Genomic DNA, 15,622 nt, shown 5'->3' on the forward strand with positions numbered 1-15,622 from the left:
CATGATCCTGATCAACGTCATATTCCACCCCTTGGACGAGCACGTGGAGAATTTCCGCGAGCTCGTCGCCCCGTTCACGGATGCCACCCGCGCGGAGGAGGGCTGCCTGTTCTTCGACTGGTACCGCAGCGAAGAGGACCCGTCCGAGTACATCCTCGTCGAGGGTTTCAAAGATGACGCCGCCGAGGCGCACGTGAATTCGCCACACTTCAAGGCGGCACAAGAGCTCTTCCCGACGATTCTGAAGCGCACCCCGCAGATCATCAACACGCTGATCGAGGGCAAGACCGAGTGGGATGAGATGGCGGAGTTCAAAGTTGGCTAAGAACGACAATCAGAACAAGCCTCCAAAGCTGTCGAGAAAGGCTTACGAGAAGGAACTGTTGCGCCTCCAGGCGGAGCTCGTGGCGATGCAGCACTGGGTGGTCACCACCGGCGAGCGTCTGGTCATTGTCATGGAGGGCCGCGACGCGGCGGGCAAGGGTTCGGCGATCAAGCGCATCACCCAGTACCTCAACCCGCGCACCTGCCGGATTGAGGCGCTTCCCAAGCCGACGGAGCGCGAGCGCACCCAGTGGTACTTCCAGCGCTACGTCGAGCGCCTGCCCGCGGCCGGCGAGATCGTGATCTTCGACCGCTCCTGGTACAACCGCGCCGGCGTCGAGCGGGTCATGGGGTTCTGCACCTCGCAGGAGTACCGCCGCTTCCTGCACCAGGCGCCGATTTTCGAGCGTCTGCTCGTCGAGGACGGGATCATGCTGCGCAAGTACTGGTTCTCCGTTTCCGACGAGGAGCAGTACGCCCGTTTCGAGTCGCGCCGGGAGGACCCGCTGCGACGCTGGAAGCTCTCGCCGATGGATCTGGAGTCTATCAACAGGTGGGAGGACTACTCGCGGGCAAAAGACGAGATGTTCGTGCACACGGACATCCCGTCGGCGCCGTGGTACACGGTGGAATCGGACGACAAGAAGCGCTCGCGCATCAACGTCATCTCGCACCTTCTGTCAACCATCCCCTACGAGCACCTGACGATGGACCTGCCGGAGATCCCGCAGCGGCCGGAGTCGTCGAACTATACGCGCCCGCCGCGCGGGGAGTTCCGCTACGTTCCCGACGCCGCAGCCGCGCTCGAGGAGAAAAAGAAGGGCAAGAAAGCTTAACGACGCCTTCCCCGCGGGCTGGAGACCGTCTTGTCGCCCGGGATGTAAAAGCGCAGCGGAGCATCGGCATTTTTGGTGATCCCGATGCGCGGCCCCGCGACCCACTCCGGCTCCGCCTCGCGTGGTCGCAGGATAACTGGGGTGCCGTTGTCGTCTAGCGTCAGCCCGAGTGCTTGGCCCAGGTTGCCCGGCCCGCGGGCGAGGTTCTCATCCGGGATGGGTTTGCGGTCGGGGCGCTGCCGGCGCCCGAGCGCCGTGTCGCGGCCGGAGATGACCTCCCCGCCGCGCATGAGGCAGCCGTGCCCGGTTCCCTCGGGGGCGCACACGATGTTGCCGTTGAAGTGGATGCCGTAGGAGAAGTAGACGTAGAGCCTGCCGGGCGGGCCGAACATCGCCGCGTTGCGCGTCGTCTTCCCGCGGTAGGTGTGCGCCGCCGGGTCCTCGGTGCCGAGGTAGGCCTCGACCTCGGTCAGCCGGATGGCCACCCCATTGAGTTCGATGATGCAGCCGAGAAGCTGCGGCGCGACAAGGTCGGCGCTTTGGTGGAAATCGATCCCGCTCACGACGTGATCCACCGCTCGATGCGATCGAGCGCCCCGTGCTCGTCGTTGGTGCCGACGACTTCGTCGGCGATGGCTTTCAGATCCGGGTGCGCGTTGCCCATCGCCACGGCCCAGCCCGCTTCCTCGAGCATGGCGTAGTCGTTGAGATAGTCGCCGATCGCGGCGGCATCCGCAAGGGCGACACCGAGGGTTTCGGCGAGCGCGCGCAGCGCCACACCCTTGTTCACCCCCGGCGCCATCAGGTCAATCCAGTGGTGCGAACTCACGGTCGCGTTGAGCTCGGGGACGACCTCGCCCAGCCACGGCAGTGCGTCGCGCTCGGCGTCAGTTTCGACGTAGAGGGCGACCTTGACGGTGTCGTCCGGGTCGTTGGACAGGGCGTCGAGAAGCGAGCTGGCGCAAACATTGGCCAGGTAGTACTTGTCCACCTCTGCCTGGATTGCGGGTGGGGTATTAGCCGCGGTGTAGGAGATCTCGGGCTTGCACAGCACCGCATGGGCACGAAACGGGGCGGTGTCGAGAGCGGCGGCGAGGCGGTGCACGGCCCCAGGCGCGAGCGGGCTGACGGAGACGATCTCGCCCTTGTGCCACACCACTGCTCCGTTTTCCGCGATGAAGGTGTCGGGCTCGTTGCGCGAGAACATGTGCTGCAGCGTGGCCAGCTGGCGGCCCGAGGCGGGGGCGATGACGATTCCGGCGTCGAGGGCGCGGTCCAGCAACCCCCAAAACGCCTCGGGAATGGTGCCGGAGGAGTCGACGAGCGTGCCATCCATGTCCAGCGCGACGATACGGGGTGCTGTCATGACCAACTTTCATGTATCACTGGATTGCATGAACCAGCCTGTAAAAACTTCCGTGTTGCACCATACCGGAGTTATCACCCTCGACCGACCCAAAGCCCTGAACTCACTGAACCACGAGATGGTCGGCCTGATCGCCGCCGCGCTCGATCAGTGGCGTGACGACGCCTCCATTGAGCAAGTCATCATCCATTCCTCCGGCAAGCACTTCTGCGCCGGCGGCGACGTCCGCGCCGCGCGCGAAGGTGTCGTCGAAGGCCGCGCGGAGGAGGTCGATTCCTACTTCGCCGACGAGTACGAGATGAACCTCGCCATTGCCAACTACCCCAAGCCCTACATCGCGCTCGTCAACGGCGTGATCATGGGCGGCGGGCTGGGCGTGTCCGCCCACGGTTCGCACCTGGTGGTCACGGAGGACGCCTTCGCCTCGATGCCGGAGATGAATATCGGCTTTATCACCGATGTCGGCATGAGCCACAGGCTGCAGAACCTGCCGAAGCGCCCCTCCGCCGCGCTCGGCACCTTCCTCGCCCTGACCGGATACAGGCTCAGCGCCGACGACATGCTCGCCACCGGCTTGGCGACGCACAAGGTGGCCAGCCTCGACGGTCTCGTCGAGCGCATCGCGGCCGAGGGCCTGGGCGTGCTCGACGAGGTTTCCCTTCCAGCGGGCGATTCCGAGCTGGCGCGTTGGTTCGACGCAGTGGAGGGCGTGTTCGTCGGCTCGTGGCCGGAGATTTCGCAGCGGTTGGATTCGGCCCCGCCAGAGCTCGCGCAGCTCGTGGAGAAACTCACCGCGCAGGCGTCGCCGAGCGCGCTGGTTGCCGCGTCCGAGCTGATGGCGGCGAACTCATCGCTCGACCTCGCGCAGTCGCTCGAGAACGAGCGTGCCTTGGCCGCCGTGATGTGCCGCGAGCCCGATTTCGCTGAGGGCGTGCGCGCGGTGCTGCTCGACAAAACCAACGACGCGGACTTCGCCGAACCACGCGAACCCGAGCTCTACCGCAACGCGCTGCGCCATGTGGGGTAACAAACAGGGGTAAAGCCGGTCTTCAAATGTCCGAATCGCTAGGATGGGGGCGTATGCGCACCCCCGTTTGCGCACATAAATTGGCAAAACCCGTACCCGAGTAACACAAAAGGAAGCGTGCCGTGACTGCGACTTCATCGACCGAGACCCAGAACGACTGGAACCACAAGCTAACGCTCGCACAGGAGATGCTGCCGCTGATCAGCCAGCTGCACCGCGAGAACAACGCGGTGACGTCGATCTATGGTCGCCTCCTCGTCGGCGTCACTGACGTCGACATCATCAAGGCGCACCGCTACGCACGTCGCGTCGTCGAGCGCGAGCTTCCGCTGGATGAGACCCTGCCGATCCTCAAGGAGCTGGTCCAGCTCGACCTGGGCACCAGCTCCATCGACCTGGGCCGCCTGGCGAAGAACTACTCGCGCAGCGAGGGCCAGGACCTGCGTTCCTTCCTCGAGCAGGAGCTCGCCGGCGCGATCGGGGGCGAGAAGCAGACCGAGCCGCGCGACGTGGTGCTCTACGGCTTCGGCCGCATCGGCCGCCTGCTCGCGCGCATCCTGGTCGCCCGCGAGGCGACCTACGGCGGCGTGCGCCTGCGCGCGGTGGTGGTACGCAAGAAGGGCGACGACGACATTGTCAAGCGCGCCTCGCTGCTGCGCCGCGATTCCATCCACGGCCCCTTCAACGGCACCATCACCGTCGACCACGAAAAGGAAATCATCTGGGCGAACGGCACCGCCATCCAGATGATCTACTCGGACGACCCCTCCTCGATCGACTACACCGCCTACGGCATTAACGACGCCATCGTGGTCGACAACACCGGTCGCTGGCGCGACCGCGCGGGGCTGTCCCAGCACCTTCAGTCCAAGGGCGTGCAGAAGGCCCTGCTCACCGCCCCGGGCAAGGGCGATGTGCGCAACATTGTCTACGGCGTCAACCACTCCGACATCACCAACGATGAGTCGGACAACATCATCTCGGCCGCATCCTGCACGACCAACGGCATCACCCCGGTGCTGAAGGTGATCAACGACCGCTACGGCGTGCGCCACGGTCACGTGGAGACGGTCCACGCCTACACCAACGACCAGAACCTGGCTGATAACTACCACAAGGGCCCGCGCCGCGGCCGCGCCGCAGCGCTCAACATGGTGCTCACCGAAACCGGCGCCGCCAAGGCCGTGTCCAAGGCGCTGCCCGAGCTGGAGGGCAAGCTGACCGGCAACGCAATCCGCGTGCCCACGCCGGACGTGTCCATGGCCGTGCTCAACCTCGAGCTGGAAAAAGAGGTGGAAAAGGACGAGGTCAACGAGTTCCTGCGTCGCGTGTCCACCGATTCCAGCCTGCGCCAGCAGATTGATTACATCAACTCCCCGGACATCGTCTCGACGGACCTGCTCGGCTCCACGCACGCCGGTGTGGTCGACGGCCTGGCGACGATCGCCTCCGGCAACCACCTGGTGCTCTACGTCTGGTACGACAACGAGTACGGTTACTCCAACCAGGTGGTTCGCATCGTCGAGGACATCGCGGGCGTGCGCCCGGAGATCTTCCCGGCGCGCAAAGAGCCGAGCGAAATTCGCTAGCGCGTCGCGCGGCGGGTGTCGATTAGCTGATCCGCGCTGAAACGGCCCGCGCCGGCGCCGGCAAGCGCCAGGGATGCGGCGGCGATGACGCCGACGAGCTCGAAGCCGCCGTTGTCCACGAACACGCCGTTGCCCATGTGAGCGAAGAAGTAGGCACCGAGCATCTGCAGGGCCACGATCACGCCCACGATGGGCGTAAACGCGCCGGCGATGATGAGCAGGCCGCCGACAAGTTCGACGATCGCGGCGATCGCGCTGGTGACCTCAGGCAGCGGCACGCCCATGCCGGCGAACGCCTCGGCGGTGCCGGGTAGGGTCCATTCGTTGAACTTCTGCCAGCCGTGGGCGATGAGGACGACACCGAGCAGAATGCGGGCCACGAGCAAGTAAATATCTCTAAATGTTGTCATGTCGGCAATAACAACATAGCCCGCGCCGAGACGCAAAACTCAAGCGCTGCTAACTTTTCGACGCCCGCGCTTCCTCATAGAACTCCACCAGGCGCTCCGTCGCCGTGCGCCACGACCACTTCAGCGCCTCCTCGCGCGCCGCGCCCGACATGTACTCTCGCAGTTCAGGCCGCGTCAACAGCTCGATGATAGGGCGGGCCCAGCGCTCATCCGGCTCCCCAGGATCAACCAGGAACCCGGTGACGCCGTCGTCGATGACGTAGGGCAGACCGCCCGCGTGAGCGCCGACAACCGGCACGCCCGAAGCGAAGGCCTCAAGCGCCGCGAACCCCAGCGTCTCCGTCGTCGAGGGGAAGATCAGCGCGTCGCCCGAAGCGTACGCCTTGTGCAACTCGTCGCCGGAGAGGTAGCCCGTGAAGGTAACCCAGTCGCGGTCCATCGTGCGGCGCAGCTGGTCGAGCTGCGGCCCGGCGCCGATCAGCGCGAGGCGGGCGTCGGGGACCGACTTGCGCACCGCCTCCATGATGCCGAGCGTGCGCTCGGTCGACTTCTCGGCAGAAATCCGGCCGATGTAGGTGACAAGGGGGGCGTCGGGGTGGCCGTCGCTAAGCCGCGAGCGCATCTCTCGGGTGCGCTTGTCCGGGCTGAAGCTCTGCGTGTCCACTGCCTTCGGCCAGACGTCGACGTTGCCAATGCGGTACTCGGCGGCCTTGTCCAGCATTGGCGCGGAGGTGACCAGGTTGACCTGCGCCCTGCCGTGAAACTGGCGGATGCCCCACTTCGACGGCCCGGCCAGCCACCCCGCGCCGAGGCGAACCGTGTACTCGGGCACGTCGGTGTGAAAGGACCCCAGGATCGGCAGCCCCATCCGCTCGGCGACGAGCGCCGCCGCCCCGGCCAGCCACATCGGGTTGACCACGTGGACCACGTCCGGGTTGAACTCCTTGAGGCGGCGGAACACCCCCGGGGTCGGCAGACCGACCTGAATCTCCGGGTAGATCGGCCAAAAGGGGACCGAGGGCATGCGCACGACCTCGAAACCGGCGTAGCTGGCGGGCGCCTTGCCGGGGGCGAAAATGAGCACCTCGTGGCCAAGCTCTGCCAGCTGATCGAGCGTGCGGGTCACGCGGGTGACAATGCCGTCGATCTTGGGGAGGAAAACCTCCGTGAACAGGGCGATGCGCATCTACTTCTCGCCGCTGGGGACGCCCTCAGACTGGTTGCGGGTCCACAGCGAGCGCGCCGGGATCTTCGTGCGGTCCACGCGGTGCGCGTAGTGCTTGGCCACGTCCTCGACCTCCTGCAGCAGGCCCTCCTCCAGCTTTGTCGGCTTCAGGCCGAGGTCGAGGAAGGTGTCGTTCGTGACGTGCAGCTCGTTCTCGTCGGCCTCCTTGCGCGGGTTGGGCACCAGCGCGAACTCGGTGCCGGACAGGCGCGAAACCAGCTCCGCGAGCTCGCGAACGCGGTGGGTTTCCGTCATCTGGTTCAGGATCAACACCCGCTCGCCGCGCGCCGGCGGGTTCTCCAGGGCGATCTCGATGCACTTGGCCATGTCGCGGATGTGGATGAAGGCGCGGGTCTGCCCGCCCGTGCCGTGAACGGTCAGCGGGTAGCCAATCGCCGCCTGCATGAGGAAGCGGTTGAGCACGGTGCCGTAGTCGCCGTCGTAGTCGAATCGGTTAATTAGTCGCTCGTCGCGCTCGGTCTGCGGGGTGTGGGTGCCCCAGATGATGCCCTGGTGCAGGTCGGTGATGCGCAGCTCGTCGTTCTTGGCAAAGTACGCGAACAGGTTCTGGTCCAGCACCTTGGTCAGGTGGTAGACCGACCCCGGGTTGGTGGGGTAGAGAATCTGCTGTTCAACGGTGGTGCCCTCGTCGGTATCGACCTTGATGTCGAGGTAGCCCTCCGGGATCTTCATCCCGGCGGTGCCGTAGCCGTAGACACCCATCGTGCCGAGGTGGACAACGTGGATGTCCAGGCCGGATTTGACGATGGCTACGAGCAGGTTGTGCGTGGCATTGACGTTGTTGTCAATGGTGTAGCGCTTCGTGCGCGGGTTCTTCATCGAGTACGGCGCGGCGCGCTGCTCGGCGAAGTGCACTACGGCGTCCGGCTTGAACTCCTGGATGAAGTCGAACAGACCCTCGTAGTCCTGGGCGACGTCGATGTTGCGGAAGCCGATCTCCTTGCCGGATACCTCCTTCCACGCAGCAAGGCGCTCGTCGATAGACGCAATGGGGGTCAAAGACTCTGCGCCGAGCTCCTCATCGATGCGGCGCCGTGAGAGGTTGTCCACGATGATCACGTCGTGACCGAGGTCAGAGAGGTGGAGGGACGCGGGCCAGCCACAGAATCCGTCTCCGCCCAGAATCGCAATCTTCACTTTTGGCAACCTTTCTACTTCACGCATTAAGCATTAAACTGCCCGGCACGGGGCGCGGGCTTCTCGTTCACGTTACCTGTGATTCTTAAGCGTTGCTGAGTGGAAGCAGGTGAACGTCAGGTGACATTTTTCGGACGAAAAATCTAACGCAATAGTCGCATCATGTGAGTATGGTTCCTCTTATGAATTCTGACGGCGCACGCGCACCACACAACACTGATACTCCGGTCATCATCGTCGGCACGGGGCTCGCCGGCCTCGTCGCCGGCTTTGAGGCCAGCAAAGCCGGCCGCCACGTCATCTTCGTGGATCAAGAAAGCCGAGAGAACCTCGGCGGCCAGGCGTTCTGGTCCCTCGGCGGCCTGTTCATGGTCGGCTCCCCGGAGCAGAAGATGATGCGGGTCAACGACTTCGAGGACCTCGCCTGGATGGACTGGGAGAATTCAGCGGACTACGACGCGTCCGACAACGACAAGTGGCCGCGCCAGTGGGGCCGCGAGTTCGTCCGCTTCGCCGCCCACGACATGCACTCCTACCTGAAGAACTTGGGCCTGCGCGTGCTGCCGACGATCGGCTGGGCCGAGCGCGGCTCCGGCGACGCCTCCGGCCACGGCAACTCCGTGCCGCGCTTCCACGTCACCTGGGGCACCGGCCCCGAGGTTGTGCGCGTCTTCCGCGAGCCGTTGCTGGAGGCGGAGAAGCAGGGCAAGGTGGAATTCCGCTTCCGCCACCGCGTTGACGACGTCATCGTCGAATCCGGGCGCGCCGTAGGCGTGACGGGCATCGTGCTTGACGACGACCCCGCCGTGCGCGGAGCCGCCTCCAACAAGCAGGAGGGCGACGCGTTCGAGATCCGCGGCGCGGCAGTCGTCATCGCCACCGGCGGCATCGGTGGCAACCTGGATAAGGTACGCGCGATGTGGCCGGATGATCGCTGGGGCCCCTGCCCCGAGTACATGGTCACGGGCGTGCCGGCGTACGTCGACGGGCGCGGCATCGACATCGCCAAGAAAGCCGGCGCCAACCTGGTCAACACCGACCGCATGTGGCACTACCCGGAGGGCATGATCAACTGGGATCCGATCTGGCCGAACCACGGCATCCGCATCATCCCCGGCCCGTCCGCGATCTGGATGGACGCCGAGGGCAAGCGCCTGCCGACGCACCTGTTCCCGGGCTCCGACAACCTCGCCGCGCTCGCGCACATCGGCCGCACCGGCCACGGCTACTCCTGGTTCATCCTCAACCAGGCAATCGCAGATAAGGAGTTCATCTTCTCCGGTTCGGAGCAGAACCCTGACCTGACGGACAAGGAGATTAAGAAGCTGCTGGGCAAGATCGGCCCCGGCACGCCCATGGCGATCGAGGCGTTCCACAAGAACGGCGTAGACTGGGTCACCGCGGACACGGTCGAGGACCTGGTCAAGGGCATGAACGAGCTTGGCGACGTCGAGATCGACGCCGAGTTTGTCGAACGCCAGCTGCTCGAGCGCGACGCCCAGCTCTCCAACGCCTTCTCCAAGGACATCCAGGTCAACTACATCCGCATGGCGCGCCAGTTCCTCGGCGACAAGATCGTGCGTGTCCACCCGCCGCACCGCATCCTGGACGAGAAGAAGGGCCCCTTGATCGCCGTCCGCCTCCACGTGCTGACGCGCAAGACGCTCGGCGGCATCGAGACGGACCTGTCGGGCCGCGCGCTTCACGCCGACGGCTCGGTCTTCGATGGCCTCTTCGCCTGTGGTGAGGTCGCCGGCTTCGGCGGCGGCGGAATGCACGGCAAGAACGCGCTCGAGGGCACCTTCCTGGGTGGCTGCATCCACTCGGGCAAGCGCGTCGGCGAGGCGCTCGGGCGCGCCTAAGCTCCCGCGGCGTCTTCCACGACGATCGCGAGGTGGATGCTTGTCAGCTCGTGCTCGCCGGGCCCTTCCGGCAGGGCGCGCAGCTCGGCGGCGGTGGCCTCGGTCACGGGGATGATCCACCCCAGCTTCGGGTCCAGCGCCGGGTCGGCGTCAAAGCCTACCCGCACAAAGGTGACCGCCCGGCCAGCCTCCGGCACGACCCGCAGCGCCGTATCCATACCGGCGACGCGCTCGGCCACCCCTGAAGGAAGGGTGAGCACGACTAGCTTCTCGTCCGTATCGGGCGAGAGGTTCAACGTGCGCACCTCGAGCGTCGAGACGGCGAGCTCGGCAGGCGCGGCGGGGTAGTCCACCAGCGGGGTTTCGGCCACAGCACCGAACAAGGCGCGCAAAGAATCGATCAATCCCATGGCCGCAGCCTAGAGGAACTACCCTGGGCAGTCATGAACAACCTCGAGCGTGTCTTTGCCTACCCCTTCGGCAAGATTTACGACCTCTACGTTGCCAAGGTTGAGCGCAAGGGTAAAGCTGTTGACGAGCTCGACCACATTCTCACGTGGCTCACTGGCCACTCGCCCGCAAGCCTCCACGCCGCGGCTGCCAGTGGGGCGGACCTGCGGGAGTTCTTCGCCGACGCCCCAGCGCTGAACCCGCATGCTGACCTGATCACCGGCGTCGTCTGCGGGGTGCGGGTCGAGGAGATTGACGACGAGCTCATGCGCCGGATCCGGCAGATGGACAAGATCGTCGACGAGCTGGCCCGCGGCAAGAAAATCGAATCGATAACGAGGATGCCCCGAAATGACCCAGCCTGAGCACCCTGAGCATGACGTCGCAGCGCACCGTGCGGATTTGGTCATGCCCTATGGCCCAGGCGAGGTCGAAGTCGTCGCCCCGCCGCACCGCCGCGACAACCCGCTTCAGCTCCGCAACAACCGGCTTAACGCCCAGGGTTGGAAGCTGGTGGGCAAGCGGGTTGTGATGGACTTCGGCATGGATGCGATGGTCGATCGCGCAGCCGCGCTGACCTACTACGCCGTGCTGTCGCTTGCGCCGACGGTGCTGGCGCTGTATTCCATCGCGATTCTGCTGCTGCCGCGTGACCAGGAGGCAGTGGCTGAGCTGCTGGCCGAGTTCGTCTCCACGTATGTGCCGGAGGAGCTGCGTGGTGATGCGCTGGAGTTTTTGCAGTCTGTGGTGGGCAGCCCGTCGCAAAGCACTGTGGCTCTGGTGGTGTCGGTGCTGGTCTCGCTGCTTTCCGCCTCGGCGTACGTGCGCTCGTTTTCGCGCAACGCGAACGTGATCTACGGCCGTGCGGAGGGCCGCAGGCTCCCGGTGATCTGGCTGACGATGTGGCTTTTAACCATCGTGCTCGTCGCCGGCGCTGTTGTCTTGATCTTCGCGTCGCTGCTGCAAGAATCGCTGGTCACTGGGGTGCTGAGACCTCTTGCCGAGCCACTGGGACTGACCGAGACGGTGGAGTACCTCACCCAGATCTTCCTGCCGGTGTGGCGCTGGGTCCGCATCCCCGTCATGATCGCTGTCTCCGTGCTGCTTGTGGCGCTGCTGTACTACTTCGCGCCCAACGTGCGCCCGGGGCGCTTCCGGCTTCTGACCCTCGGATCTTTCTTCGCGCTGCTGGTCATCGGCGTCGTGTGGGCGCTATTCGGGCTCTACCTTTCCACGATTGGCGTGCGCAGCGCCTACGGTGCGTTCGGCATCATCCTGGCGCTGCTCGTCGTGTTGTGGGCGATGAACATCGTGCTGCTGCTGGGCCTGAAAATCGACGCCGAAGTGCTGCGCGCGAAGGAGCTGCAGATGGGCCTGGACTCGGAACACCACATCCAGGCGCAGCCGCGGGCGATGGACGCGGTGAAGTTCCGCCTCCAGCAGCAGCGCTGGGCGGATCGCTCCGCCCGGGAGATCAAAGGGCGAAACGCATAAGTGCGCACTTACGGGTAACCTCGGGTCCATGACACTGATTGATCCCCGCAAGAAGTACCCCGTTATTTCCCCGCCCGCGCAAACCCAAGACAACCCGGGCCTTGACGCGGACATGGTGCCGGTTGCCGACCGAGGCGAGGAGTCCTACACGGGCTCCGGCAAGCTCACCGGCCGCAAGGCGCTGATCACCGGCGGCGACTCCGGCATCGGAGCGGCCGTAGCTATCGCTTACGCCCGTGAGGGCGCGGACGTGGCCATCGCCTACCTGCCCGAGGAGGAGGAGGACGCGAAGGTCATCGTCGGCCTGATCGAGGACGCCGGGCGCAAGGCCGTGGCCATCCCCGGCAACCTGGAATCCCGCCAGGAATGCCTGGACACCGTGGACAAGGCCGTTTCGGGTCTCGGCGGCATCGACATCTTGGTCAACAACGCCGGGCGCCAGATCGCGCACGACCACTTCCTCGACATCTCGGAAGAGGAGTGGGACTTAACGATGAAGACCAACATCTACGCCCCCTTCTACCTAGCGCAGGCGGCCGTGCCGCACATGGAGCCGGGCAGCTCGATTATCTTCTCCAGCTCGATCCAGGCCTACGACCCCTCGGACACCCTGGTGCACTACGCGGTGACCAAGGCCGCGATGAACAACATGTCCAAGGGCATGTCCATGGCGCTTCTGGCGGACAAGGGCATCCGCGTCAACGCTGTCGCCCCGGGCCCGATCTGGACCCCGCTGCAGCCCTCGCACGGCCAGCCGATGGAGAAGCTGGTGCAGTTCGGCCAGGACTCCGAGATGGGCCGCGCTGGCCAGCCCGCCGAGCTCGCCGGTGCGTACGTGTTCCTCGCCTCCGAGGACGCCTCCTACGTCTCGGGTGAGACGCTCGCCGTGACAGGCGGAGCCCTGACCCCGTAAGTAAGCTGGTGGGCATGATTGACGCCCGTGACACCGCACTGATCATCGAAGGCGGCGGGATGCGCAACTCTTATACCGCACCCGCCATCGTTAAGTTTATTGAGAACAACGTGCAGTTCGGGTGGGTCGGCGGGGTCTCGGCGGGCTCGGTGCACACCCTCAATTACGCCTCGCGGGATGCGCAACGCGCCCGCGTGGCGTTTACCGATTTCGTGGGCCACCCCAACTTCGGGGGCCTGCGTTTTCTCGTTCGTGGCAAGGGCCTGCTCAACAGCCAGTTCATCTACGAGGACTCGGCCGAGGAACTACCCTTTGACTTCGACACCTTCCGCTCCACGCCAGAGGAGATCCACATCGAGGCCACCCGCGCCGACACGGGGGAGACGGTGGTGTGGAACCGCGCCGATTTCACCGAGGTCCAGCTCCTCAACGTCGCCACCCGCGCGTCCTCTACGCTGCCGCTGATCATGCCCGTCACCATGATCGACGGGGTGCCCTACGTTGACGGGGCGCTGGGCTCGTCTGGGGGCCTGCTCATCGACGCCGCCCAGCGCGCCGGGTACGAAAAGTTCTTGGTGCTGGCCACCCGCCCGCGCGAGTACGTCAAAGAGGTGCCGTCGCGGCCGGGCGTCGTCAAGCAGCTCTTGCGCCGCAACCCGGCGGTCGCTGATGCCGTGCTGGCGCGCCCCGAGCTCTACAACGAGGCGAAGCAGCGCATGCTCGATCTCGAGTCCGCGGGCAAGGCGGCGGTGTTCTTCCCGGAGGAGATGATGGTCGAATCGACCGAGCGCAACGTGGCTAAGCTGCGCGACAACTATGCCGCCGGTACGGCGCAGGTCGAGCGCGAGTGGGGCGCGTGGAGGGAATTTCTATCGTGATTGATGCCCGCGACACCGCGCTCGTCGTCGAGGGCGGGGGAATGCGCAATTCCTACACCGCCCCGGCGATCGTCCGCTTCATTGAGGAAAGCGTGCGCTTCGGTTGGGTCGGCGGGGTTTCCGCTGGCTCAGTGCACGCGGGCAACTACGCCTCGCTCGATGCGGAGCGCGCGAAGGCGGCTTTCACGGATTTCGCGAACCACCCGAAGTTCGGCGGGTGGCTCAAGCTAGTGCGCGGCCAGGGGTACTTCAACTCCGAGTTCATCTACGGCGACCACGAGGACCTCCTGCCCTTCGACTTCACCGCGTTCGAGGCCTCCGGAACCGAGCTGCACATTGAGGCGATGCGCTCGGACACGGGCGAGACGGTGGCGTGGACGCGCGAGGACTTCCTCGCCAGCCCGTGCCTGTTGTCGCTGGCCACCCGGGCCTCGTCGACGATTCCGACAATGATGCCCACCACGCTTATCGACGACACCCCCTACGTCGACGGCGCGCTGGGCGACTCCGGGGGCCTGCTTATCGACGCCGCCCAGCGCGCCGGGTACAACAAATTCGTCGTGCTGGGTACGCGCCCGCGCGACTACTGGAAAAACCCAATGACGCAGGTGTCGGCGGTGCGGCGCTTCTTCCGCAAGACCCCAGCTATCGCCGAGGCGCTGGAGGTGCGCTCGCAGCGCTACAACGCCTCGAAACAGAAGATCCTGGACGCTGAGCGCGACGGCCGCGCGGTCGTGCTTTTCCCGGACGACATGCGCGCGGAATCCACCGAACGCCGCCTCGAGCGCCTCAACGCGAACTACCTCGCGGGGATGGAGCAGGTCCAGCGCGAGTGGGATGGGTGGATAGAATTCCTGACCTAGCTAAGATGGACAAAACAATTAGCACGACAAACAAGGAGATTGTAAAAACGCATGACTGAGACCGAAAAGACTGCATCCGATGTCGTCATTGTGGGCGCTGCGCGCACCCCGTTTGGCAAGCTACTCGGCGGGCTGTCCGCCGAACCCGCGACCGAGCTCGGCGCGCTGGCGATCCGCGGCGCGCTGGCCGGCGCGAACGTCGCCGGCGACGCGGTCGACGCCGTGATCCTCGGCCAGGTCCTGCAGGCCGGCGCGAAGCAGAACCCCGCGAAGCAAGCGGCGCTGGCCGCGGGCATCCACCCGGCGGCGCACACCTCTTCCGTGAACAAGGTTTGCCTCTCCGGGCTCACCGCGGTGATAGACGCCGCGCGCCTTTTGCGCTCCGGTGAGGCCGACGTCGTCGTGGCGGGCGGCATGGAGTCGATGTCCAACGCCCCGCACCTGTTGCCGCGCTCGCGCCGCGGCGTGAAGTACGGCTCCTTCGAGGTGCTGGACCACGTCGAACACGACGGCTTGAGCGACGCCGGGCTGGGCATTTCCATGGGCCAGCTCACCGAGCGCTACGCGGACGTTTTCCCGGCGACGCGCGAAGAGCAGGACGCTGTCGCGGCCCTGTCGCACCAGCGCGCGCTCGCCGCGACGCGCGACGGCGTGTTCGCCGCTGAGCTCGTCGAGGCGCCGATTTCCACGGACGAGGGCATCCGCGAGGGCGTGACCGAGGAGAGCCTGGCCAAGCTGCGCCCCGTCTTCGCCGACAACGGCGGCATCACCGCGGGCAACTCCTCGCCGCTGACCGACGGCGCGGCCGCCGTCGTCCTCACCACGCGCGCACACGCCGAGAGCAACGGCTGGGCCGTGCTGGCCACGCTGCGCGCGCCTGGGCAGGTCGCGGGCCCGGACGCCTCCCTGCAGGCCCAGCCCGCTAACGCCCTGCAGGTCGCGCTCGAGCGCCAAGGCTGGGACGTCGGCTCCCTCGACCACATTGAGATCAACGAGGCGTTCGCCTCGGTCGTCGTCCACTCGGCTCGCCAGCTCGGCGTGGATTCCGGCACAGTCAACCCGCACGGCGGCGCGATCGCGCTGGGCCACCCGATCGGGGCCTCGGGCGCGCGCCTTGTTGTTCACGCAGCTCACCGCTTGGCCGCGGGCGCTGCCACGCGCGCAGGCGTCGCCCTGTGCGGTGGCGGCGGCCAGGGCGAAGCACTACTTCTGGATGCTTAAGACACC

The 15,622-nt window shown here is 65.8% G+C and carries 17 protein-coding genes; 11 read left to right on the plus strand and 6 right to left on the minus strand.

The window, feature by feature from the left end:
- Position 1: 1 nt before the first annotated feature.
- Positions 2–325, plus strand: a complete 324-nt coding sequence (locus tag RIU96_RS06055) for a putative quinol monooxygenase (protein WP_136649959.1) — start codon at positions 2–4, stop codon at positions 323–325.
- On the plus strand, positions 297–1,160 hold the full coding sequence (gene ppk2, locus RIU96_RS06060) for a polyphosphate kinase 2 (protein ID WP_144823141.1): 864 nt from the start codon (positions 297–299) through the stop codon (positions 1,158–1,160). Before RIU96_RS06055 ends, ppk2 begins: the two co-directional genes overlap by 29 nt.
- On the opposite strand, the gene RIU96_RS06065 is transcribed toward ppk2, so the two are convergent.
- Both RIU96_RS06065 and RIU96_RS06070 read right to left on the minus strand, forming a co-directional pair.
- Positions 1,157–1,723 (minus strand): DNA-3-methyladenine glycosylase, encoded by a 567-nt coding sequence (locus RIU96_RS06065; protein ID WP_246062705.1) that lies wholly within the window; start codon positions 1,721–1,723, stop codon positions 1,157–1,159. The two genes, ppk2 and RIU96_RS06065, sit on opposite strands and share 4 nt — an antisense overlap.
- On the minus strand, positions 1,720–2,526 hold the full coding sequence (locus tag RIU96_RS06070) for a Cof-type HAD-IIB family hydrolase (protein ID WP_136649962.1): 807 nt from the start codon (positions 2,524–2,526) through the stop codon (positions 1,720–1,722). Before RIU96_RS06070 ends, RIU96_RS06065 begins: the two co-directional genes overlap by 4 nt.
- Before the next feature lie 28 nt (positions 2,527–2,554).
- Here RIU96_RS06070 and RIU96_RS06075 point away from each other — a divergent pair, with 28 nt between their 5' ends.
- Together RIU96_RS06075 and RIU96_RS06080 are read left to right on the plus strand one after the other, a co-directional pair.
- Positions 2,555–3,553: a 3-hydroxyisobutyryl-CoA hydrolase gene (locus RIU96_RS06075; protein ID WP_144317219.1), complete on the plus strand. Its 999-nt coding sequence runs from the start codon at positions 2,555–2,557 to the stop codon at positions 3,551–3,553.
- Positions 3,554–3,675: 122 nt separating this feature from the next.
- Positions 3,676–5,142, plus strand: a complete 1,467-nt coding sequence (locus tag RIU96_RS06080; RefSeq protein WP_144317218.1) for a glyceraldehyde-3-phosphate dehydrogenase — start codon at positions 3,676–3,678, stop codon at positions 5,140–5,142.
- Here the strand turns inward: RIU96_RS06080 and RIU96_RS06085 are convergent.
- The 3 genes from RIU96_RS06085 to RIU96_RS06095 are packed head-to-tail and all read right to left on the minus strand — an operon-like array spanning position 5,139 to position 7,935.
- On the minus strand, positions 5,139–5,552 hold the full coding sequence (locus RIU96_RS06085) for a DoxX family protein (RefSeq protein WP_144317217.1): 414 nt from the start codon (positions 5,550–5,552) through the stop codon (positions 5,139–5,141). The genes RIU96_RS06080 and RIU96_RS06085 overlap by 4 nt on opposite strands.
- Positions 5,553–5,601: 49 nt before the next feature.
- Complete coding sequence (locus RIU96_RS06090; RefSeq protein WP_144317216.1) at positions 5,602–6,738, minus strand: glycosyltransferase family 4 protein; 1,137 nt, start codon at positions 6,736–6,738, stop codon at positions 5,602–5,604.
- Positions 6,739–7,935: an NAD-dependent epimerase/dehydratase family protein gene (locus tag RIU96_RS06095; protein WP_136649966.1), complete on the minus strand. Its 1,197-nt coding sequence runs from the start codon at positions 7,933–7,935 to the stop codon at positions 6,739–6,741.
- A gap of 182 nt (positions 7,936–8,117) precedes the next feature.
- Between RIU96_RS06095 and RIU96_RS06100 the strand changes: the two genes are divergently transcribed.
- The gene (locus tag RIU96_RS06100) at positions 8,118–9,797 is read left to right on the plus strand and encodes an FAD-binding dehydrogenase (RefSeq protein WP_136649967.1); all 1,680 of its coding nucleotides are present in this window, start codon (positions 8,118–8,120) and stop codon (positions 9,795–9,797) included.
- Here the strand turns inward: RIU96_RS06100 and RIU96_RS06105 are convergent.
- A complete protein-coding gene (locus RIU96_RS06105; protein ID WP_136649968.1) occupies positions 9,794–10,207 on the minus strand; it encodes a hypothetical protein in 414 nt (137 codons plus the stop codon). The genes RIU96_RS06100 and RIU96_RS06105 overlap by 4 nt on opposite strands.
- A 33-nt stretch (positions 10,208–10,240) precedes the next feature.
- Between RIU96_RS06105 and RIU96_RS06110 the strand changes: the two genes are divergently transcribed.
- From RIU96_RS06110 to RIU96_RS06135, 6 genes are read left to right on the plus strand one after another with little or no spacing between them, the layout of a single operon-like run.
- Entirely contained in the window at positions 10,241–10,612 is a 372-nt protein-coding gene (locus RIU96_RS06110; protein WP_136649969.1) for a DUF2200 domain-containing protein, read from the plus strand.
- The gene (locus tag RIU96_RS06115; RefSeq protein ID WP_144741383.1) at positions 10,599–11,741 is read left to right on the plus strand and encodes a YihY/virulence factor BrkB family protein; all 1,143 of its coding nucleotides are present in this window, start codon (positions 10,599–10,601) and stop codon (positions 11,739–11,741) included. Before RIU96_RS06110 ends, RIU96_RS06115 begins: the two co-directional genes overlap by 14 nt.
- A 28-nt stretch (positions 11,742–11,769) precedes the next feature.
- Positions 11,770–12,654 carry an SDR family oxidoreductase gene (locus RIU96_RS06120; RefSeq protein ID WP_311204774.1) on the plus strand — a complete coding sequence of 295 codons (885 nt, stop codon included), beginning with the start codon at positions 11,770–11,772 and terminating at the stop codon, positions 12,652–12,654.
- 14 nt (positions 12,655–12,668) lie between these two features.
- A complete protein-coding gene (locus RIU96_RS06125) occupies positions 12,669–13,532 on the plus strand; it encodes a patatin-like phospholipase family protein (RefSeq protein WP_144317213.1) in 864 nt (287 codons plus the stop codon).
- Positions 13,529–14,395 (plus strand): patatin-like phospholipase family protein, encoded by an 867-nt coding sequence (locus tag RIU96_RS06130; protein WP_259789725.1) that lies wholly within the window; start codon positions 13,529–13,531, stop codon positions 14,393–14,395. The genes RIU96_RS06125 and RIU96_RS06130 overlap by 4 nt, the downstream gene beginning before the upstream one ends.
- 51 nt (positions 14,396–14,446) lie before the next feature.
- Positions 14,447–15,616: an acetyl-CoA C-acyltransferase gene (locus RIU96_RS06135; protein ID WP_144690242.1), complete on the plus strand. Its 1,170-nt coding sequence runs from the start codon at positions 14,447–14,449 to the stop codon at positions 15,614–15,616.
- The last annotated feature ends 6 nt before the right edge of the window (positions 15,617–15,622 follow it).

The organism is Corynebacterium sp. Z-1 (assembly GCF_031844665.1).
Taxonomy (GTDB): domain Bacteria; phylum Actinomycetota; class Actinomycetes; order Mycobacteriales; family Mycobacteriaceae; genus Corynebacterium; species Corynebacterium sanguinis.